Genomic DNA, 21598 nt, shown 5'->3' on the forward strand with positions numbered 1-21598 from the left:
ATTGAAAACCGATGGCGAAAAACAGTAAGGCCCGCAGATGCGGGCCTTAAATGTATAAACAGCAGAGAAAACTTACTGACGATAAGCGGCTTCTTTTAACGCACGGATGCGCTCATCCAGCGGTGGGTGGCTGGCAAATAGCTTTTCCACCAGCGAGCGTGTTTGGCCTTTGGTGATCGCCATGGCGCGCAGCGTATCCGGCATTTGGTCGGGCAGTGCGGTTTCGGTTTTCAAGCGTGCCAGGGCGCTGACCATCGCGTTGGTGCCCGCTAAGCGCGCACCGGCTTCGTCGGCGCGGTATTCGCGGTAGCGCGAGAACCAGGCGACGATAGCCGAGGCCAGAATACCAAACACAATCTCAGCGACCATGACCACCGCAAAGTAGCCCATAAAGCCCAGGCCGCCTTCGCCATCGCTGCGGCTGCGCAGGAAGTTATCGACTAGATGCGCCACGACCCGGGCAAAGAACATCACAAAGGTGTTCACTACGCCCTGAATCAGCGCCAGCGTTACCATATCGCCGTTAGCGACGTGACCAATTTCGTGAGCCAGTACTGCACGCACCTCTTCTGGACGCATGCGATTCATTAGGCCTGCCGAGACGGCTACCAGCGCGTCGTCTTTGTTCCAACCCGTGGCAAAGGCGTTTGACTGCTGAGCCGGGAAAATGCCCACTTCCGGGGTTTTGATACCCGCCTCGCGGGAGAGCTCAGCCACTGTGTCCAACAGCCACTGTTCGGTAGAGTTGGAGGGCGTTTCGATAATCACCGTGCCGGTGCTGCGTTTAGCCATCCATTTGGAGATAAACAGCGAGATAATGGAGCCCGCCATACCGAAAATAAAGCAGAAAATCAGCAGGCTGGTGAAGTTGATGCCCTGGCCGCGCAGGTAACCCTCTACGCCTAGCAGGCGCAGGGTAATGCTGGCGACCAGCAAGACCGCTATATTGGTGCCTAAAAACAGCAGAATTCGCATCATGGTGCAGGTTCTCCCCTAAAGTTCATCGAAGCATTACTAGATTAATGGCTTAGATACGTGCTGTTCATGGCAGTTTCAAGTCATGGCTACAAAAGCTACTGCCGATAGCGTGACAAGAAGTTGGCAAAACGGTCGAGTGCATCGCCTAATTGGTCGGCCCAGGGCAGCGTGACGATGCGCACATGATCCGGCTCTGGCCAGTTAAAGGCCGTGCCTTGTACCAGTAAGATTTTTTCCTGTAGCAGCAGATCCAGCACCATCTGCTGGTCGTCTTTGATATTGAAGACCTTGGGGTCGAGCCGTGGAAAGGCGTACAGCGCGCCTTTAGGTTTTACGCAGGAGACGCCGGGGATTGCGTTCAGTTTCTCCACCGTGATGTCTCGCTGGGCCAACAGCCGCCCGCCGGGCAGGATTAAATCATTGATCGACTGGTAGCCCCCCAGCGCGGTTTGAATCGCGTGCTGGGCGGGTACGTTGGCACACAGGCGCATGGAGGCCAGCATATTCAGCCCCTGAATATAGTCCTGAGCGTTTAGCTTGGCCAAGGTGCCGGAGATAGTCATCCAGCCCGAGCGAAAGCCTGCACAGCGATAGCTTTTGGAGAGACCGTTCATGGTGATGACCAGTTGGTCATCGTCCGCTAGTGCGCCCGTGGCAGTATGTTCGACGCCGTCATAAAGGATCTTGTCGTAGATTTCGTCTGAGAACACCACCAGGTTGTGCTGTTTGGCGATCGCCAATACCTCTTTCACCACGGCGGGTGGATACACCGCGCCGGTGGGGTTGTTGGGGTTGATCAGCACAATGGCACGTGTGTGGCTGGTGATCTTGGCGCGAATATCCGCTGTGTCAGGCGTCCAGTCCGCCTGCTCGTCGCATAGGTAGTGCACCGCGTGACCACCGGAAAGGTGGGCGGCGGCGGTCCAGAGCGGGTAGTCCGGCGCGGGAATGAGTACTTCATCGCCGTCGTTGAGCAGCGCCTGCATGGTCATCACGATCAGCTCAGAGACGCCGTTGCCGATGAAGATATCTTCGATACCTACGCCGGGAATCTGTTTGCGCTGGCACTCCTGCATAATCGCTTTACGGGCAGAGTAGAGGCCTTTGGAGTCGCAGTAGCCCTGGGCCGTGGGCAGGTTGCGCATCACATCCTGGAGAATCTCTTCCGGCGCCTCAAAACCAAAGGGCGCAGGGTTGCCAATGTTTAGCTTGAGAATTCGTTGACCTTCCTCTTCCAAGCGCTTGGCGTGGTCGAGTACCGGGCCGCGAATGTCGTAGCAGACATTGTGCAGCTTATGAGATTTCTTTAACGGTTGTGATTCGTGCGACTGCGGGGTATCCATGAGGTGTCTGTCCAAAAGTAGCTAGAGGCCCAAAAGTGTCCAAAAAGCATGAGTGACTAAAAACAGCGTCCACAAGCCATCGTCGGCTATAGAGCTATTAGGCCATTATGCGTCGGAAAGTGCTTGATTGTCTTCGTCGTTTTGCACGGGCGGCGGAGGAATGTCTGCCGGGGTTTCAAGCGTTAGCCTGCCCAGCTTGCCATCACGCAGTTCGTGAAGCAGCACTTCCGCGCCGCGGTGCAGATCAACGGCGCCGCCGGGACGCAGGCCGCCTCGGCGGGCAGCGATATCTTTTAAGATGGCGTTACCGTCGAAGCCAGCAATAGCGAGAAAGTCGGGCTTTTTCGGGCCATCCGCATCAATGTCATGGGGGATATCCGGCGCGGTGTAAGAGGGCAGCTCTTTGAGCTTATAACGCTCGGTGAGCGCTTCGGGGTAGCGTTTGGCCAGCTCTGCGCTGGTAACAATGGCTACATCGGCGTACTCGATAGCGGTATCGCGAATGGCGCCGGTGGCGGCAAGCCGATAGGCGCTGGCCTGGTCCTCAATCTTCGGCCACAGCACTCCCGGGGTGTCGGTGAGTGCCACACGCCCATCGATACGCACCTTTTGCTGGCGCTTGGTGACTGCTGGCTCATTGCCGGTTTTAGCGATTTTTCGCCCGGCCAGGCCGTTAATCAGCGTGGATTTTCCCACGTTGGGAATACCCATCACCATCACGCGCACATCCCGGTCAGCACGAACGGCACCGGCCAGCTCATGGCACAGCTTGGGAATTTTCTTTAGCTCGCGGGTGTTGGTCGTCGTGACTGCCAAGGCACGCATATTCTCTTGGGCATCGAAATAAGCCACCCATTCGGCCGTTCGCTCCGGGTCAGCGAGATCTGCCCGGGAGAGAATTTTCAGCACCGGCTTATGGCGGGTTAGCTCGGCCAGCATTGGGTTGGCGCTGGAGTAGGGCAGACGCGCATCGAGTACCTCGATGACTACGTCAATTTCAGGCAGCACCTCCTTAATCTGGCGGCGGGCCTTGTTCATATGTCCGGGGAACCAGCCGAGCATGGGTTTCTCCTGCAAGTACAAAATAGCGGCACAAAAAAGCGGGCTGCCATTCTAGCAGATGGCGCCCGCCTTGCTGGGTTTCCTTGAGAGGATTTATCAGCGATTACTCGTCGGGGTGAAATTCCAACGACACTGAGTTAATGCAGTAGCGCAACCCAGTAGTCTCCGGTGGGCCGTCGGGGAACACATGGCCCAGATGAGCATCGCAGTGGGAACAAACTACCTCCGTGCGCTGCATGCCGTGAGTGGTATCCGTATGCTCCTCAACGCAGCGGCTACCCAGTGGCCGATCAAAGCTTGGCCAACCGCAGCCAGCATCGAATTTGTGCTCATTCTCAAACAGCGGCGCATGACAGCAGACGCAGTGGTAAATACCCTGCGCATCACGCACCTGATAATCGCCAGTGAATGGGCGTTCTGTGCCTTTCTCACGTGCTACGCGGTACTGCTCTGGGGTTAGCTGCTGTTGCCACTCGTCAGGGGATTTTTCTATTTTCGCCATGCTCTGTTCCTCTCCCTTATGCATTGCGCTTACATCGCTGAGGCCAAGTGTTGTTTGGACTCACTAGCCTAGTGACACCACTTGATCATCATGAGTTTCAGCATGGGCGATTATACATCGCTGTGCCAGTGTAAGCGCTATACGCTAGCCGCGCCGCCGTTACTGCGCGGGTCGTGGGCGCTCTCTATCAACCCATCCGGATGGTGCACAATACCGCCTGCATGGCCCATGGTGTCACTGAATGCCTCGGGCAGCACTTCCACATCGTGGCCTGCCGTTGCCAGGGCGGTGACTAGGGCGTCGTCAAAACGCGCTTCGAGTTTCAAGTTAGTGCTGGTTTCGCCCCAGGTGCGCCCCAGCAGCCAGCGGGGGGCCGTAATCGCCTGCTGCAGCGGCATGCCATGCAGCGCGTAGCGCGAAAATACCGCTGCCTGGGTCTGCGGCTGGCCTTCACCGCCCATAGTGCCGTAAACCATGGTGCGGCCATCGTTAAATTTGGCCAGCGCCGGGTTCAACGTGTGGAAGGGTTTGCGACCAGGGGCTAAGCCGCGCAGGTCGTCGGGGTTAAGCGAGAAGCTGATGCCGCGGTTTTGCCATAGCACGCCGCTTTCTGGCAGCACCACGCCACTACCAAACTCCCAGTAGATGCTCTGAATAAAGCTCACCGAACGTCCTTCGCTATCCACGGTGCCCATCCAAATGGTATCGCCTGGCGCTGGTTCGTGGGGCCAGGGTAGGGCGTGCTGCGGGTCGATCTGAGCCGCTTCTAAGCCAATGTTCTCTTCGCTGAGCAAATCTTGCAGCGGTGTTGGCACACGGCCGGGGTCAGTGATGTTTTGGTCGCGCAGGATAAAGGCGCGTTTGGTGGCTTCAATCAGGCCATGCAGGTGGCCAAAACCGTTGGGCTCGGCGGCTTTTAGGCGCTCGTAGATACCTAAAATCATTAACGAGGCCATGCCTTGGGTCGGCGCAGGCAGGTTATAGAGCGTGGCATCCTGAAGCGTTACTTCCAGCGGTGTGACTCGCTGGGCGCGGTAGGCGTGAAAGTCTGCCAGGCGCAGTGGGCTGCCGACGGCCTCTAAATCCCGCGCCATACTGGCGGCCAGCTCGCCGCGGTAGAAGTCATCTAATCCTGCTTCTGCCAAACGCTTGAGTGTGGCGGCCAAACGCGGCTGGCGCAGCCGTTCGCCTTCACGGGGTACCTGGCCGTTAAGCAGCAGGGTGTCACTAAAGCCTGGGCTTTGGGTTAAACGCTCAAGGTGTTTGGCGGTAAGCGCTTCCTGGCTCTGGGAGACCGCAATACCCCCCTCGGCATGATGAATGGCGTCAGCCAGTAGTGTGGTGAGAGGCAACTGCTTGCCCCATGCCGACGCCACGTTCAGCGCTTCATGCCAGCCGCCAATGGTACCGGCCATGGTGAGGGCGGCTTTGGGGCCGCGCTCGGGAATCTGCGTTTCACCGGCGTAGAAGTCTGTGCTGGCAAGCCCCGCCGCAGGGCCGCAGGCGTCAATGGCAATGGGCGCTTTGCCCGGCTCATGAATTAGCCAGAATCCATCGCCACCCAGGGCGTTCATATGCGGGTAAACCACCGCAATGGCAGCAGCGGCTGCGACCATGGCTTCCACCGCGTTACCACCCTGTTTAAGCACATCTCGCCCGGCACTGGCAGCTAGGTGATGAGGAGCGACGCAGCTGCCGCCGTAACTACGTTGGGTGTGGAGCATCTTTGAATCCTTGTTTTTAAGTAAATAATTATTAAGTAAATATTTGTTAAATAAATGCTAAGGCAGATCGTTACCAGCCAATGGCTTCGGGCAACCAGGTAGCAATGCTGGGAAAGATAAATACCAGCGCGACGGCGACGAACTGTAAGCCGATAAACGGTAGCGCGCCTTTATAAATATCCAGCGTCGAGACTTCTTTCGGCGCCACGCCCTTGAGGAAAAACAACGACCAGCCAAAGGGTGGGGTAAGAAACGACGTTTGTAGCACCAGCCCCACCAGAATGCCCAGCCACACCATATCGACGCCCATCTGCACAAAGAAGGGTAAAAATAACGGTAGGGCAATATAGCTGATCTCAATCCACTCCAGGAAGAAACCCAGCACAAACATCAGCAGCAGCATGAATAGCATCGCGCCTAATTCGCCGCCGGGCACCCAGTCGAACATACGGGCAACCAAATGCTCGCCGCCCAATCCGCGAAATGCCAGGCCAAATACCTGGGCGCTGATCAAAATAAAGAACACCATGGCCGAGATCACCAGCGTGGCCTTGGCAACTTCTTTGAGTAGCGCAAAGGTTAACCGCCCCGAGCAGGCTACAATTAGCAATGCTCCTAGCGCACCCATTGAGGCTGCTTCAGTAGGCGCGGCAATGCCGCCAATAATCGACCCTAATACCGCAAACACCAACCCCACTGGCGGGCCTACCACGGTAATCACTTTGCGTATCAACTGACCCCGGCCCATTTCTGCACGCTCCTCGGCAGGAATAGGCGGCATTAAGTTGGGGTAGAGCTTGGCGATCACCAGAATGGCAATAATATACACCGCCGCCAGGGTTAGTCCCGGCACCATGGCGGCGGCGAACATCGTACCGACTGATTCGCCCAGAATTTCCGCGAGCAGAATCAGCACCAGGCTGGGCGGAATAATCTGCCCCAAGGTGCCGGATGCGCAGATCATTCCGGTGGCCAGGGTTTTAGGGTAGCCGCGGCGTAGCAGCGTCGGTAGCGTGAGCAGGCCAAGGGTAACGATAGTGGCGCCCACGATGCCGGTGGCGGCGCCTAACAGCACGCCCACGAGGATGATCGCCACGCCCATGCCGCCTGAAATGCCGCCGAACAAGTGGCCGATGACATCGATCAACTCCTCTGCCAGCTTCGACTTCTCCAGCATCACCCCCATAAACACAAATAGCGGTATGGCCATAAAGGTGTAATTGGTCACTACGCCGTAAATACGTGATGGCAGCAGATTAAACAGCATTGGCCCAAAGCCAACGTAGCCAAAGAAAAAGGCCGTCGCCGCGATACTGATGCCTACCGGAATACCTATCAGCAGGAACACAAAAAAAGCCACGATCATGCCGATCGCGAGCCATTCATTGGGAGACATGCGTTATTCACCTCGTGTGGGTAGGGCGAAAGCCTGACGCAGCGCGTGGGCCAGCCCTTGCAGCGCGAGAAGGAGAAAACCGAATGGGATCAGAGATTTGAGAAGCCAGCGCAGAGGCAGGCCGCCGGGGTTGGGCGACGCCTCGCCGCGGGCGAACGACTGGGCGATCCAGGGCAGCGTCAGCCAGGCGATATACAGCCCCATCACCAGCAGCAAGAGTCCGCCGATCACTTCAATCACCCGTTGCAGGCCTACAGGGAAGCGCTCGTAGAAAACATCGACGCGCACCTGCTCGCCCATCAATAGCAAATACGACATGCCAAACAGTGCAATAGGTGAGATCAAGTGCCACTGCAGCTCCTGCAGCCATATCGCGCCAATGCTGAACACATAGCGCATCAATACGTCGCCAGCGACGAGTCCGACTAAAACCACGCAGGTCCAGGCGGCGATCCAGCCAAATAGCCGAACCACCGCCTCAACTCCGTGGACAAAAAATGCCACGGCGCGCATATCAGACTCCGATAATGTCGTTTAACCAAGCACGCTCACTGGCGCCTGCCCAGCGGTCATGGTTGGCTTTAAAGGCCATGTAGTTATCGTGCACTTTGCGCACCAGCGGGTCAGCGTTGGCCTCTGTCGCCAGGGTATCTTGAGTGGCTTCGCGCAGCGCATCGATAACGGGGGTAGGTAGCATGCTGGCAGTGACGCCTTCGTTCTCCACTAGATCTGTCATGGCTTCGCCATTGACCGCTTCAGACCAAGTCACACTCTCTAAGCAGGCGGCCATACAGGCGGTTTTGACAATCATCTGCAGATCTTCTGGCAGACTATCCCAGTGGGTTTTCGAGATAAGCAGTTCGCCCGTGGTCGAGGGTTCGTGCCAGCCTGTAGTGTGGTAGAACTTGGCGGCGTTATGCAGGCCCATGCGACGGTCTTGGAAGGGGCCTACGAATTCAGCTGCATCAATCACGCCACGCTCCAGCGCGGGGAAGATTTCACCACCGGGCAGTACACGGGCATCCACGCCAAGCGAAGAGTAAACCTGGCCCGCCAAGCCAGGAACGCGCATGCGCAGCCCGTTGAGCTGGCTAATATCCTCGATCGGTTCGCGGAACCAGCCGGTCATTTGCACGCCGGTATTGTTCAGCGGGAAGGCGACCATGCCGTAGGGCTCATACACTTCGTGCCAAAGCTCCAAGCCGCCGCCGTGGTAAAGCCACGCCATATGGCCCATAAAGCTCATACCAAATGGAACAGTAGTGAAGTACTGAGCGGCAAAGGTGGTGCCTGACCAGAAGTAACTATTGGCGGCATTCATCTCGATGGTGCCGCTTTGAACGGCTTCAAAGCCTTCAAAGGCTGGGATCAGCTCGCCGGATGAAAAATGCTGAATATTGAGTCGTCCGCCGGACATGGCGTTGATTTTGGCGATCACGTCAGTGGGGCTGCCAGGGCCTTCCACGTAAAAGGGCGAGCCGGGCGGGTAAGCATTGGTCATACGCCAGTTGAAGCTCTCAGCGGACTGCGCACGGGCGATAGACGGGGCGCCCAATACAAGGCCTGCCGTGGAGGAGACGGCAGCTGTGGTGAGAAACTTGCGACGGGATAAGGACATAGCACACCTCATTAATGGTGGAATTGGTCAGCCTGGGAACACAATGAGGTAGCAAGGGGTGTGCCATAAAAATCGATTTTATTTTAAATAAAAGATTTTTAAGGGTTTTGTCGGTCTCTAATGAAAAGATTAAGTATAAGAAAAATAAACATTTGCACCGTTATGGCGCCTAATGAGTGCCCAGGGCACCCTCGGTGTGCATACTGACTTCGCAAAAGTTGGACGTAGAGGGTAGGTGATTGAAAGCGGGTCAGTTAGTTTGGTGAAGGCAGGGTGCTTGACAGCTCAATAAGGTCTGAGTAACATACGCGCCACCTCGACGAGGCAATGCAACGTCCCATTCGTCTAGTGGTCTAGGACACCGCCCTTTCACGGCGGTAACAGGGGTTCGAACCCCCTATGGGACGCCACTTATTCTTTTTCTTTCTAGAGCTAGAGTAAGCGGTCGTCAGGGTTATCGGAATGCGGGAATAGCTCAGTGGTAGAGCATCGCCTTGCCAAGGCGAGGGTCGGGAGTTCGAATCTCCTTTCCCGCTCCAAGCATTAAAGTGCTTAATAGTGTCCCATTCGTCTAGTGGTCTAGGACACCGCCCTTTCACGGCGGTAACAGGGGTTCGAACCCCCTATGGGACGCCACTTCCGGTAAGTTAGGTAAAAGCTAAGTAAGTGCTCTATAAGCGGGAATAGCTCAGTGGTAGAGCATCGCCTTGCCAAGGCGAGGGTCGGGAGTTCGAATCTCCTTTCCCGCTCCAGTTTTAGTAGTACCGGATCGGTAAGCGATGGGTCGGGAGCTGGAACGCCAGCCCGGTCGATTTCCTTTCCCGCTCCAGGTTTGATTTAGTCCCATTCGTCTAGTGGCCTAGGACACCGCCCTTTCACGGCGGTAACAGGGGTTCGAACCCCCTATGGGACGCCATCTAGTATGTTGTTTGCGTTGCGGGAATAGCTCAGTGGTAGAGCATCGCCTTGCCAAGGCGAGGGTCGGGAGTTCGAATCTCCTTTCCCGCTCCATGTAAACAAGATCAGATAGTTCTGCAATTTCCCAGCTTCAAAAGTTTAGGCCTCCCTTTGTTTCCATGATGTATCGGCTAATTGCTGGGCATCACTATTTGCGTGTCTGACGCTTGGTGGTCGTGCCCGCCTTGAAAAAAGTCGTTTGCGCCCTAATGTTTCTCCTTCTCTTCTTATTTTGCTGACAGGACATGTTCATGGCCGAACCGGCATTGTCGATCCGTGGCCTTACCAAAGTGTATGGCAACGGCTTTCAGGCGCTCAAAGGTATTGATCTCGACGTCCAGCAGGGCGATTTTTTTGCTTTGTTGGGCCCCAATGGCGCCGGCAAGTCCACCACCTTGGGGGTGGTCTGCTCGCTGGTGCAAAAGACGGCGGGCAAGGTCTCCATATTCGGCATTGATGTGGATAAAGACTTCGCTAAAGCCAAGTACCAGCTAGGCGTAGTGCCTCAAGAGTTCAACTTCAATCAATTTGAGAAAGTGCTCGATATCGTACTGGCCCAGGCAGGTTACTACGGCATGACCAGTCGCGAGGCTTTGCCCCGCGCTAAACAGCTACTGACCGATCTGGGCCTATGGGAAAAGCGCAACGGCAGCGCGCGCATGCTGTCAGGTGGAATGAAACGCCGCCTGATGATCGCTCGAGCGCTGATGCATCGCCCCAAACTGCTGATTCTGGATGAGCCAACCGCCGGGGTGGATATCGAACTGCGGCGCAGTATGTGGGAGTACATGCGGCGGATTAACCAAGACGAAGGCACCACCATCATCCTGACGACGCACTACCTGGAAGAGGCTGAGAGCCTGTGCCGTAATGTGGCGATTATCAATAATGGCGACATTGTGCGGAACACTAGCGTGCGAGGCCTGCTGGCTGAGCTGAATACCGAGACCTTCCTAATTGATACCTCCGAAGCCATTACAGACATACCCAAGATAGACGGGTTTGAGATAAAGCAGCTGGAGTCTACTCAGCTATCACTCGTGGTGCATCGCGGGCAACGTTTAAACGATGTCTTCAAGGCGTTGAGTGAACAGGGCATCCAGGTGGTTTCCATGCGTAATCGAGCCAACCGCTTAGAGGAGATGTTTGTGTCGATGGTGGAAGGTAGTGGGCTAGGGGCGATAGACCAGCGCGTTGAGAAGACGGAGGAGCGCGTATGAATGCTACGCAAACATTGATCGCCCTGTGGACGCTGGTGCTAAAAGAGATCAAACGCTTCACCCGCATTTGGCCGCAAACGTTGCTGCCGCCCTCGATCACCATGGCGATGTACTTTATTATCTTCGGCAACCTAATCGGTTCGCGGATTGGTGACATGGACGGCTTCAGCTACATGGACTTTATTGTTCCAGGGCTGATCATGATGTCGGTGATTACCAACAGCTACTCCAACGTGGCGTCGAGTTTCTTCTCCAATAAGTTTCAGCGTTCGATCGAAGAGATGATGGTGTCGCCCATGCCCAATTGGGTGATACTGGCTGGTTTTATTTTAGGCGGTATGGCACGTGGGTTAGGCGTCGGGCTGATTGTGACGGTCGTTTCACTGTTCTTTACCCGCCTAACCATGGAACACCCGCTGCTCACGGTATTGGTCGTAGTGCTCACGTCTGCGCTGTTCTCTATTGGCGGCTTTATTAATGCGTTACTGGCCAATAAGTTCGACGATATTTCTATCGTGCCGACGTTTATCCTGACGCCACTGACCTATTTGGGCGGAGTGTTTTACTCTATCTCAATGTTGCCTGACTTCTGGCAGGGCGTTTCCATGCTCAATCCAATTTTGTATATGGTCAACGTTTTCCGTTATGGCTTCTTAGGTGTTTCGGATATTCCCGTTGGCTGGGCGCTCGTTGCCATTTTTGCCTTTATCATTGTGTTGTTTAGTATTGCACTGGCGATGCTAGAGCGCGGCAAAGGTATCCGCAGCTAGACGCATCAATCCGATTGAGAAGAGAGAGCTTTTATACAATGGCACACCGCCCAGACACGTTAGAGCACGCGCCGTTAGGCCGCGATTCCGCTTACCCTGAGCAGTATGACGCGGGGCTGTTATATCCTATTCCCCGCGTGGCTAATCGAGAGCCGCTGGGGATTGAAGAGGGAACTCTGCCGTTTGTGGGGGAAGATGAGTGGCACGCCTTTGAAGTCTCCTGGCTGAACAGCCGCGGTAAGCCTATTGTGGCCGTGGCGCGCTTTCGCTTGCCAGCAGCCTCACCCAATCTGATTGAGTCCAAATCCTGGAAGCTCTACCTCAATAGCTTCAACCAAACCCGTTTCTATAGTCGTCAGGAAGTGATGGAAACGCTTGCCCATGACCTTGCTGTTGCGGCAGGGGCTGAGGTGAGTGTCGAGCTGTTTGATGTGGATGCTTCAGAGCTTTCACCACAGCTCTTGCCGGGCGAATGCCTGGACGATTTAGATATCGCAGTAAGCGACTATACGCCTAGCAGTGACCACCTCACGGTAGGGGAAGAGGTCGTCGAGGAGACGCTCTACTCCCACCTGCTCAAATCCAACTGCCCGGTTACCGGCCAGCCAGACTGGGGCAGCGTGCTGATTCGTTATAAAGGCCCGAAAATCGACCGCGAAGGGCTGCTGCGTTACCTGATTGGGTTTCGCCAGCACCAGGATTTTCACGAGCACTGCGTTGAGCATATTTTCTGCGATTTAATGGCCCAGGCAAAGCCTACGCAGCTGCTGGTACTGGCGCGTTATGTGCGGCGCGGCGGGTTAGATATCAGCCCCTGGCGCGCAACCCCAGGGTTAACGCCCCCCACGCCACTGCGCCTAGCAAGGCAGTAAGCGGCAATGTTATAAATGACAATGCTATAAATGACGGTGCTAAAGTAGCCTCACACAATTGGACTTGGAGTCATCAATGGACGCACTCACGCTGCTTCACGAGCGTAGCTCAATGGGCAAGCTGATGGAGCCAGCGCCCAGCGGCGAACAGCTCAGCGCCATTTATCAGGCCGCGCTACGTGCCCCGGATCATAAAGAGCTGCGCCCCTGGCGCTTTATCGAGTTTAGCGGGGAAGGGCGAGAACGCTTGGGCGAGCTATTCGCCGAGGCGGAGTTTCAGGAGGATCCTAGTGCCGATGACGAAACGCTCAACTCGGCGCGCAAAAAGCCGCTGCGGGCGCCGATGATTATCGCCGTGATCGCCAAGGTCACGCCCAAACTTGAAAAAGTACCCAAAATGGAGCAGGTGATCTCCGCCGGGTGCGCCGCCCACGGCATTCTGCTAGCCGCCCACGCCTTGGGGTTGGGGGCAATGTGGCGCAGCGGCAAGTACGCTTTCGACCCCGTAGTTCGCAAAGGGCTGAATCTGGATGAAGATGACGAAGTCGTCGCGTTTATCTACCTGGGCACCCTGGGGGGGCGCCATAAACCGGTACCACAGCATAATGTTGCTGACTTCGTGGAGCGTTGGGACTAGCGATGAGTCTCCCTCGTCAGCCAGGCATCCCTCATCCACGATTGCCATTGCCAAAAGGCCAGCCGGAAAATCTGGCCGTTTTTCAGCAGTGGCTGAGCGACGCCATACCCATGGTGGGCGCGTTAGGTATTAGCAAAATGACGCGTCAGGGTGATTCACTAGCCTGGCAGTTAGCGCTGGAGCCCAACCTTAACGATAAAGGCACGGGCTTTGGTGGTGCACTGACGGCGCAGACGACGCTACAAGGCTGGTGCTGGGTAACGCTATGGCTACGTGAGCGGGGCATTGCGCGCGATGTCGTCGTTGCTGAGGCCCGTCAGCGTTTTCTGGCGCCGGTAACAAGTGACTACCGCTTGGTATGTACGCCAGCCGTGTCAGAAGGCCCTACTCAGCTTGCCAACAAGCTCGCTGAGCGAGGAAAAGGCCGCATAGCGCTAACCCAGCAGCTCTATTGTGGCGAGACGCTCTGCCTGGAAGCCAACGGCAGCTACGCTGTATTGTCTGAACGATAACCGGAGTATGCCACTAACCTAAAGGTTCGTCAGCCGGAAAAGGCTTGCTATTTCGAGGCTTAGCCAATAGTATATGCGCCGTTCTGTCGCGAAAGGTTCAGCCTTTCAACAGCGCCAAAACGCGGAGGGGTGTCCGAGTGGTCGAAGGAGCACGCCTGGAAAGTGTGTAAGCCGCAAGGCTTCGAGGGTTCGAATCCCTCCCCCTCCGCCAAGAATATAGATTAAGCCGCTGATTTCAGCGGCTTTTTTGTGTCTTTATTTTAAGCAGCCCATACTTCAGCCCATACTTGTGTATCGGCTCCCTTCGTAACGCACGGGATGCCTTTGGACAGTTCATCCATCTATCTAAGCTTCTGCAACCTCATTACCCAGTCCAGACCTAAGACTATATGTTCCACGTAAGCTTTAAACCTACAAATGCTGGGTGACAGGGGCTGCCGACTACGCTAATGTCATCTTAAGAATTGTGAGTTTTCTATACATCTGATTTTTAGCCAAAATAGACTTAAGAATTAGCCACGTTTTTACGGCAGCCTCAAGCACACAATGCGCGATTTTCTACTTGGGTTTGTAAGTTGAGTGTTCATATTTCTGAAAAATGATCTTGTTAATTTAATTAAAACAATGATTTACAGGGAAGTATTTTGTGCTTATACGCAACTTTGAAAGGGTAGTGACAATGTTAATGTGCGTGCGCCTTTTCGGCAAGGGTATCGCAAAGTCGATATTTTTTTTATAAATTTCATAGCATTATAGGTAAATTGTTAGGGTTTTGGTTGCCAGAAAAACACGCATGCGCACTAATAAACTGTTAACGCAAAAGTGCATCTACTTTCAGCCTCTGAAGTCAGTCTGACTGAGGTTAACAGAATCGTTGGCTTCAGCCGATTCCATAGGCATCACAAACAACCGTCACACTGGGCGCTTAGCTTTCTCGATCTGTGGGGCTAGGTGCTTTTTGCAGTATCCTGCGGACTCGGTGCTCGTCTTAAAGGCAGCCTGAGAGTGTGGCTTTTAAATTAAATACGCGGTGGTGGCACAGCAGCGTGGTGAGGATCCAAAAGCAGCAGCCTTCACCCCTGTTGCCTTAACCAGCGCAGGGAATTTTGGCATGTTAACTGCTTAACTCCGGTAAGTAATGGCACTCATCCACTAAGCATCATATACTAGAAGAAATTATTGAAATTTTTTATCATATGTGTTATGAATAAACTACTAATTGTAATTAATTAAAGCAAAAAACAAGGAAATGGTGTTGGTTGATCAAAGCGTAAATGCAGGAGTTAGAGCACAACAAGGCTTTGCTTTGCAGAGAAACATGGCTCTTTTCATTATACTTGATAACTACCAAAGCAAATTTGATGGAGCGAAGTACTTCCTATCTCTTGAGCATTTGGAGGACATACTGTTTTGCTATCTTGATGACCATGGGAAAGCAGTCAAAGTAGAAACCTATCAATCAAAAAAGAAATCCAATGGTAGTTGGAAAATCGGTGTCGAACTTGCCGAGATAATAGTCAAGATACTCCAAGTCGGTAAATCGCTCATTATAGATGAATATCCAAAATGTTGCAGCTATAGCCATGACCTGTACTTCTCATCAAATACAAACATACAACTCGAAAAGAAAGTAAATAGCTTCGTTGACAATAAAAAACAAACTAGAACTTATGCTCATGCTGTAAACGAGGAGAACTCTGAAGTCATTTATGGTGAGTTAGACCCAGTTATACAAAACGCTATAACTACCAAGCTTGAATTACATGAGTCGTATAATAACGACAAATTGTTTGAACAGCTAGAGAATTTGAAGTTCTTGTACATAGACTTTAATAGAACAAATAAAGAACAAGAGAATCAATTAAGAAGCAAAATTGAAGATATTTTTGATCGGAAAGTTAGTGATTCCAAGGCGGCATTAGAATCCATATTCAGGCTTTTTAAGGATATCGAACTGACTTACAATCAAAAAAGCATTGCTAGACTTTCTGATAAAACAAAACAGATACAAAGCAAAGATATAAATAATGCCATAAAGATAATTACAACAAAATCTAAAGCCTTTCAATTCTGGCGTGATCATAAAAGAGAAGTTGGTCAAAAGCTAGGGATTAAACCATTCGAACGTGAAACATTTGAAATGAAATTTATTTTGGCTTTTGATCTATTTAAAAGCAAGGATGAAGCTGAACATCAGAAAATCCTAAATTTTGTAAAGTTAAACTATCTTCAATGTAACGGTTTTAGCGAAGACGGCTGCATAGAAGAGCTAGTTGAAAAATTTAATAATGAAATTAGATCAAGCTTGGACGATCAAACATTAAAAGCAACGATGTATGCTGCTTACTTTGAAGCAATTAATAAAATGGATGATTAAAAATTGACCGTTTCAGTAAAATATAACAATTTCTTTGCTTATAGCAGCAAGGGAAAGAAATATTTCAACACTATATTCGCCGAAGGTATCAATATAGTTCATGGAAAGAATACATCTGGTAAAAGTACTTTTATACAGGCGATTCTCTATACATTTGGCATAAATGATGAAAAGAGAAAGCTTGCAGAGATTCTTAATGAAGGTGTGATTTTTAGACTCGACTTCACCATCTACAATTCTAGCTCAAAAAAAGTTTCCATTGTGAGAGATGATGAAATTGTTTCTATAAAAGTGGCGAAAAGGCCACCTATTAAGTTTATAGGTATCGGCGGCAACAGATCTAGAGAGCACATAAAGTTAAAAGCGTTCTTGTCTGAATTGTTTGGTTTTACACTGCATTTAGAATATGACAACGAGTACAAACCAGCTTCACTTGAAGCAATGTTTTTACCTTACTACATAGCGCAAGATGTTGGCTGGGTTTATCGGCATAAATCATTTAGAGGTTTGGATTTCGTTAAAAATTTCAAGAACGATTTCTTTGATTACTTCCTTGGCATAAGGAATAATTATGATCGCCTAGAGAAAAGTCAACTCGAAAAAGAAAAGAAGGATCTAGAAGCAGAATCTAGACTTCTTCATAAGATAGAGCAAAATGATAAGAAGCTGAAACTTGCTAAGATGAAGGACGAAGTGTTTGCAGAAAAAACTAACGAATATATAAAGCCTTACAAAGAAAACAAGTCAAAGTTAATAGAGTTAGAAAAAGAATATCTTTCTTTATGCAACAAAATAACACTGTTAGAAGAAAGCAGAAAGGTTCTACGTAGAGTCAAGCGAAGCTTAAGCAATGATATTTTAGCTGATACAAAGTGCCCAACATGTTCTCAACATTTATCTCATTCCGTAGAAGATACGTATAGTTATCTTCAGGACTTAAATGACACAGATCAACAACTTGAAGAGTTAAGCAGAAACATTAGAAATCTTAAAGATTCACAGGGAATGCTAAACTCTGTAATCAATGAAATTAATGAGAAGAAAAAAGTCGTTGAAAAAGAATACTATGAGCTTTTAGAATACAAAGTGGATAATGTCACGCTGGAATCATGGTTAAATAACAAAGTAAGCGTCAAACTATCTGTACAATTGGAGAGAAGGCTAGGCGAAATCACATCAAAAATATATGAAGTTGAAGGTAAGCTCAGCAAATTCAAGACTGACGAGATCGTTAAAAGAGAAAGGCGTAGTGCTAGTTACACCTTTAAGTCTATATTTGAAAAGCATGTTTCAGAGTTAAAAATAAAACCATTTGAAGATGAATGTTTCTATTTGTTGTATGACATTCCTGCTTTTCCTAGGCAAGGTGTGGAGCTTCTTAAAACTCTCCTTGCTTACAATTTTTCATTTGTTGAGATGATAAAGAAAACTGAATACATACACGTATTTCCTTTTGTTCTTGACGCTATATTCGAAGGTGACTTTGAAGATGAAAGTAAGAATGAGATACTTAGTTTTATTAAGAATAATGCTTCAGTGGATCAGCAGCTAATAGTTTCTATAGCGGATTCTAAAAGCAATGCTAACTCAGCTGCGACATATAACGAAAAGCACTTCAATAAAAATGCAAAACTAATTTGCATTGGAAATAATACTAAAAAAAGATCATTTCTTGAAAAATACAACGGTGAATTCGAAGATTACATTGATGAAACTATGGAAATTTTGGGTTAATACACTAGACCTAGTGTGTGAACATTTTGCTTGTTCACAGAGGTAAGAACTTCACACTCTAAACGCTTTACTGATATAAAAAATTAGTCAAATACCACTCATTGGTAAATGAGTGGTTTGTTATAGCAAAAATATACTATTAGGCAAATAAAATTTAAAGCGCTCTACCAGTTAGGTTGTTCAGGAATGGAGCTTGGATCGTAGCCATTAAGGTGGGGATCAACAACCTGCCCAGCATGTCTTGTGACATTTGGCTTTGGATTTCAGCCGAAATGGAGATGCTTACGTCAGATAAGGCATGCTTCGTGGTAGAAGATGGGATTGATCTGAATAAGGAAAACAAGATCAGCGAGATATCGGCCTCGAAAATTGTGGTCTCATGTGTTTCGTATTCAAAGATCAACTCGAAGACATCGAGCTATATCTCAAGGCGTAGTAGAACTATGGATGGTCAACGAGATATTTATGAGGCGCTCTATTTTTACTGGAAAAGATAAATTCATTATTCTTAGCAATGTGTAACAAGTCGCTGTAGTACGCGGCCGATGGCCCGTAGACGCCCTTTACATTGCAGCTTCGCCTCCATTGCAAGGGTGCCGCTAAGTTGAGCATTAAACATAATAGGAGCTCATAAAAATGAGTCACATTGAGTACAGTTCTTCTTGCTTCTTGGAGCTGCCTTATTCGAGCAGACAATTGATTGTTGTTACTGACGATGTGATTGTGGAAGCAGCGAAGCAGGAGGAACGAAAAGCTGTTCAAGTTCGTCAAGATGGTCTTGATTGGAAAAAAATTACTGAAGCGATCGTTTTTGATGTTATTCCTCTTCCATTAGGTAGAACTATAGCAGAAGTAACTCGCGAGGCTATAAAGGCATGGGGGCGTGCACGAGATAATGGTCTTTTAGTGTTACCGGTTGGAAGTACGACGGCAAAATTACTATCATTTCCACCGGGCCATCCTCGTGATGGTGTCCTGTACATAGGGCATCCCGCATTGCCTAATGTTTATTACACTTTGGCTGATTTTCACCGCGTAACTTTTGAACATAAGTTTTGTGAAGCAATTAATTTGCTTATGAGCTTAGGAGCAACTTCAATTCGCGTTGAGCACGTTAACGGTTGGTCAAGAGATTTCTCTAGCCGTATTTCAGTCCCACTAGGGGAAGCTGAAAGTAATGTAAGTGCTGAAGCTTCGTCATCATCAAATTCTGGCTCAAGACTACTTTTTGAAGCTAGGCTATCAGGAACTGTAACACCATCGATCCCTGACGATTTGGTTTGGTATGAACATGAACCAACTTGGCAGTCTATCGCCAAAGGCCGAATAAATTATGGTCTCCAGGATTTTTCCCTGTCTGTATCCTACGAAGATGATTTTGGCGTCAATGCTGGCTTAAAGGTAGCTATTAGTAAGACCGGATTAGAAGTTGGTGGTAAATTCGAAGATCACGAATCAACAGTTTGGCGTCTTGAAGGGCAATTCAAGGGCATAGTAAATTAAACTTAACAATCATATATATAAGAAAAGAATCGTTACGCGCATTTCGATAGGCTTTATGTGTAGCGTTATATTTGAAGGAGAGCTTAAGTGCCGTTTGAAGAGCTGACAATTCTGTATTTTCAAATAGCTGCGGGAGTAATGATGGGGTGGGATTATTTCACACCAAAGTCGTGGCGCGAGCACATGAATGGTGTACTAAGCGAGTATTTTTCTGGTGTTCAAGGAAGAGTCGATGAAGACCTATCGGGGGCACTAGTTTTTTTGAAAGTGAGCCTTCCAAAAATCATTGCCTCATTTATCGCTTTCGGACTTGCTTACTTCGTGCTCAGATTTGGCTCCTCGATTAACGGTGAGTGGCGCGCTGAGGCTATCCTTGTCACCGGGTTAGTGTATTTGATGCTTGTCGCTGGAGGTTTAATAACGCTAATGAACATAGTATTTCCGTTGCTGGTTCCTCTGGGATTAGGAGGAGTATTTAGGGGGATAACAATGGTCTTAACGAGCACAGAAAAGGGGCCGTTAGCAGGATTGGGATTTTTAAGCCTATTGGTTACTTTTGTGATGCGTTACATGAACTATACAGCAGTCTGAACCATAATTTGGCGGTCAGCCTGATCGCTACGCGCCGTCTTTGGCCCTGCTCCAAAGCCGCCCATAACCTTAGCGTTATATGCTCAACTAAAATACCGTAAGGAGAAATAATGAAAATATCTGACATGAAACAAAATATAAGGGAAGCTGATTTATCTCCTGAAGACGAAATGAAGAGCTATATTCTTTCTCTCGCTGCTGATTTGAGGCTAGATACAGGGCATGTTCTGCCAATAAGGGTTTTGTTGCACAGAACCTTGAGCTTTAATCCGAAACAGCGAGAGGCGTTGCAGCCAGCACTCAACACACTCATCTCAGAAGGCTATTTTGAAGAAAAAGATGATAAGGCTTTCCTCACCGAAAAGGGCCGAGACGCTATATACTAATTGATATCAAATCGGCTGCTGTCGAACTGCCAAAAGCGTCACAGCTTTTGCTCTAGCAAAATCAGTGCCATTTTGTCAGCCGCTGAGCCGGAAGTTATATTGGTACTACCTGATAGTCTGCTCTTGGCTGTTTGCCCTCTTAACCAAAAAATAAAGCTTGCCTGATTACGAGAGCTGCCTCGTTGGGCAGTTCCATTTTATCCCAACAGTTGCCTATAAATACCCCATTTCCGAAAACGACTTACACCCATCACTTCCCACGACCACGTGATCAATCACACGTATATCCATCAGTCCCAAGGCTTCCTTTAGGCGATCAATAATACGCCTATCGGCCTCACTGGGTTCGGGATCTCCGCTTGGGTGGTTGTGCACGAGGATAACGGCCGCAGCGTCGTAGGTAAGGGCGGCTTTTAGTACTTCACGTGGGTAGACGCTGGCCGCGTCGATGGTTCCACGTAATAGCTCTTCAAAACGGATAACGCGATGCTGACTATCGAGGAACAGCACGCTAAACACGTCGTGCTCGTAATCTTGAAGCAGTAACTGCAGGTGCTCAAACGCCTGGGAAGGCTGCGTGATCTTGCGGCCTTTAGCGAGTTTGCGTCTTGCGAAGCGCTTGGCCATGGTGATGATATCGTTTTCAGTCACTGGCGAGGTAACGTGATAGGTACCAGCCACTTCCCCAGCTTTGAGTTTGGCGTGTGTCATGGTTGTCTCCAAAAAATAAAAAACGCCGGGGTGGTGGCCCCGGCGTCTATGTCGTTAATGATCGGTTGGTGTATCTATGGAATCGTCGCGTCACGCAGCCATCACTTGGTTTATGCGACGTTCCATCTCCTCATGGAATCGTTCTACCCGCTCGGCAATGGTGCGGATCATAATGTCGTCACGGTAGGCACGTTTGATAAACAGCGGCATACCTGGCCAATAGCTCACAAAGTCGATCCATTCCCGTTCGCTGACCCATAGCCCGCCCTGGCATTGGGGCACGTGCTCATCAGGTATTTCGCCGCTGAGCAGTACCTCAATCTGGAACTTAGGTAGCTTTGTTTTGATTTCTAACAGACCGTTAGCGTCTACTAGGCTGTCGGGCGAGTAGCCCACGCCATGGTTAAGGATCAAGCCCACTTCCTGGGGCTGGGGTTCGCCTGTGGCATCGCAATAAAGCGCACGTGCCAAGCCTTCCAACTCATGGCCTCGTCGAGTATGCGCGTTACCTTGAAACGGCTCGGCCAGCTCCCCGGTAATGCGTTCACCGATTAACTGGTGCATGTAAGTAATCGCCCCGGTACTCAACCCGCCTGGGCCTTTACCCTTCACCAGCACGACCTTTAGCTCCGACATGGTGACGCGACCTAGCCGCGCCGCCAGCCACTCTGGGGTGCCTTGCTCCATAGTAAGCAGTTGCATTAA

At 50.5% G+C, this 21598-nt stretch carries 20 protein-coding genes and 7 tRNA genes; 17 read left to right on the forward strand and 10 right to left on the reverse strand.

The window, feature by feature from the left end:
• Positions 1-72: 72 nt before the first annotated feature.
• The 8 genes from htpX to HALTITAN_RS18940 form a co-directional block, all read right to left on the reverse strand.
• Positions 73-978 carry a protease HtpX gene (gene htpX / locus HALTITAN_RS18905; RefSeq protein WP_009288050.1) on the reverse strand — a complete coding sequence of 302 codons (906 nt, stop codon included), beginning with the start codon at positions 976-978 and terminating at the stop codon, positions 73-75.
• Positions 979-1073: 95 nt separating this feature from the next.
• The gene (locus tag HALTITAN_RS18910; RefSeq protein ID WP_022520410.1) at positions 1074-2321 is read right to left on the reverse strand and encodes a pyridoxal phosphate-dependent aminotransferase; all 1248 of its coding nucleotides are present in this window, start codon (positions 2319-2321) and stop codon (positions 1074-1076) included.
• A gap of 105 nt (positions 2322-2426) precedes the next feature.
• Positions 2427-3383 carry a ribosome biogenesis GTPase YlqF gene (gene ylqF, locus HALTITAN_RS18915; protein WP_022520409.1) on the reverse strand — a complete coding sequence of 319 codons (957 nt, stop codon included), beginning with the start codon at positions 3381-3383 and terminating at the stop codon, positions 2427-2429.
• Between the two features lie 103 nt (positions 3384-3486).
• Positions 3487-3885: a peptide-methionine (R)-S-oxide reductase MsrB gene (gene msrB / locus HALTITAN_RS18920; RefSeq protein WP_022520408.1), complete on the reverse strand. Its 399-nt coding sequence runs from the start codon at positions 3883-3885 to the stop codon at positions 3487-3489.
• A 137-nt stretch (positions 3886-4022) separates the two neighbouring features.
• Entirely contained in the window at positions 4023-5609 is a 1587-nt protein-coding gene (locus tag HALTITAN_RS18925) for a gamma-glutamyltransferase family protein (protein WP_009288053.1), read from the reverse strand.
• A gap of 70 nt (positions 5610-5679) precedes the next feature.
• Positions 5680-7005, reverse strand: a complete 1326-nt coding sequence (locus tag HALTITAN_RS18930; protein ID WP_009288054.1) for a TRAP transporter large permease — start codon at positions 7003-7005, stop codon at positions 5680-5682.
• 3 nt (positions 7006-7008) lie between these two features.
• Complete coding sequence (locus HALTITAN_RS18935; protein ID WP_009288055.1) at positions 7009-7518, reverse strand: TRAP transporter small permease subunit; 510 nt, start codon at positions 7516-7518, stop codon at positions 7009-7011.
• Between the two features lies 1 nt (position 7519).
• Entirely contained in the window at positions 7520-8623 is a 1104-nt protein-coding gene (locus HALTITAN_RS18940) for a TRAP transporter substrate-binding protein (RefSeq protein WP_039860147.1), read from the reverse strand.
• A gap of 334 nt (positions 8624-8957) precedes the next feature.
• Here HALTITAN_RS18940 and HALTITAN_RS18945 point away from each other — a divergent pair.
• From HALTITAN_RS18945 to HALTITAN_RS19025, 17 genes are all read left to right on the forward strand, one after another.
• Positions 8958-9033 (forward strand) — tRNA-Glu (locus HALTITAN_RS18945).
• A gap of 54 nt (positions 9034-9087) precedes the next feature.
• Positions 9088-9162, forward strand: a tRNA-Gly gene (locus tag HALTITAN_RS18950).
• 21 nt (positions 9163-9183) lie between these two features.
• Positions 9184-9259, forward strand: a tRNA-Glu gene (locus tag HALTITAN_RS18955).
• A 41-nt stretch (positions 9260-9300) separates the two neighbouring features.
• Positions 9301-9375: transfer RNA gene (locus tag HALTITAN_RS18960), tRNA-Gly, on the forward strand.
• Positions 9376-9463: 88 nt separating this feature from the next.
• Positions 9464-9539 (forward strand) — tRNA-Glu (locus HALTITAN_RS18965).
• Between the two features lie 20 nt (positions 9540-9559).
• Positions 9560-9634, forward strand: a tRNA-Gly gene (locus HALTITAN_RS18970).
• A 197-nt stretch (positions 9635-9831) separates the two neighbouring features.
• Positions 9832-10800 carry an ABC transporter ATP-binding protein gene (locus HALTITAN_RS18975; protein WP_022520404.1) on the forward strand — a complete coding sequence of 323 codons (969 nt, stop codon included), beginning with the start codon at positions 9832-9834 and terminating at the stop codon, positions 10798-10800.
• Positions 10797-11570 carry an ABC transporter permease gene (locus HALTITAN_RS18980; protein WP_009288057.1) on the forward strand — a complete coding sequence of 258 codons (774 nt, stop codon included), beginning with the start codon at positions 10797-10799 and terminating at the stop codon, positions 11568-11570. The genes HALTITAN_RS18975 and HALTITAN_RS18980 overlap by 4 nt, the downstream gene beginning before the upstream one ends.
• Before the next feature lie 38 nt (positions 11571-11608).
• On the forward strand, positions 11609-12442 hold the full coding sequence (queF, locus tag HALTITAN_RS18985) for an NADPH-dependent 7-cyano-7-deazaguanine reductase QueF (protein ID WP_039860149.1): 834 nt from the start codon (positions 11609-11611) through the stop codon (positions 12440-12442).
• Positions 12443-12518: 76 nt separating this feature from the next.
• On the forward strand, positions 12519-13079 hold the full coding sequence (locus HALTITAN_RS18990) for a nitroreductase family protein (protein ID WP_039860150.1): 561 nt from the start codon (positions 12519-12521) through the stop codon (positions 13077-13079).
• Positions 13080-13081: 2 nt separating this feature from the next.
• Positions 13082-13591: a YiiD C-terminal domain-containing protein gene (locus HALTITAN_RS18995; protein WP_039860151.1), complete on the forward strand. Its 510-nt coding sequence runs from the start codon at positions 13082-13084 to the stop codon at positions 13589-13591.
• A gap of 123 nt (positions 13592-13714) precedes the next feature.
• Positions 13715-13802, forward strand: a tRNA-Ser gene (locus HALTITAN_RS19000).
• A 1044-nt stretch (positions 13803-14846) separates the two neighbouring features.
• Complete coding sequence (locus HALTITAN_RS19005; protein WP_138799992.1) at positions 14847-15968, forward strand: hypothetical protein; 1122 nt, start codon at positions 14847-14849, stop codon at positions 15966-15968.
• Positions 15969-15971: 3 nt separating this feature from the next.
• Positions 15972-17702 (forward strand): hypothetical protein, encoded by a 1731-nt coding sequence (locus tag HALTITAN_RS19010; RefSeq protein ID WP_009288061.1) that lies wholly within the window; start codon positions 15972-15974, stop codon positions 17700-17702.
• Positions 17703-18338: 636 nt separating this feature from the next.
• The gene (locus tag HALTITAN_RS25460; protein WP_009288062.1) at positions 18339-19205 is read left to right on the forward strand and encodes a hypothetical protein; all 867 of its coding nucleotides are present in this window, start codon (positions 18339-18341) and stop codon (positions 19203-19205) included.
• 87 nt (positions 19206-19292) lie between these two features.
• The gene (locus HALTITAN_RS19020; protein ID WP_009288063.1) at positions 19293-19796 is read left to right on the forward strand and encodes a hypothetical protein; all 504 of its coding nucleotides are present in this window, start codon (positions 19293-19295) and stop codon (positions 19794-19796) included.
• Positions 19797-19906: 110 nt separating this feature from the next.
• Positions 19907-20182 carry a hypothetical protein gene (locus HALTITAN_RS19025; RefSeq protein ID WP_027959661.1) on the forward strand — a complete coding sequence of 92 codons (276 nt, stop codon included), beginning with the start codon at positions 19907-19909 and terminating at the stop codon, positions 20180-20182.
• Positions 20183-20395: 213 nt separating this feature from the next.
• Here the strand turns inward: HALTITAN_RS19025 and radC are convergent, their stop codons facing one another.
• Positions 20396-20893, reverse strand: coding sequence for a RadC family protein (gene radC / locus HALTITAN_RS19030; protein WP_027959660.1), 498 nt, complete (start codon positions 20891-20893; stop codon positions 20396-20398).
• Between the two features lie 90 nt (positions 20894-20983).
• Positions 20984-21595 carry a lambda exonuclease family protein gene (locus HALTITAN_RS19035; protein ID WP_027959659.1) on the reverse strand — a complete coding sequence of 204 codons (612 nt, stop codon included), beginning with the start codon at positions 21593-21595 and terminating at the stop codon, positions 20984-20986.
• Between the last annotated feature and the right edge of the window lie 3 nt (positions 21596-21598).

The organism is Vreelandella titanicae BH1 (genome assembly GCF_000336575.1).
Taxonomy (GTDB): domain Bacteria; phylum Pseudomonadota; class Gammaproteobacteria; order Pseudomonadales; family Halomonadaceae; genus Vreelandella; species Vreelandella titanicae.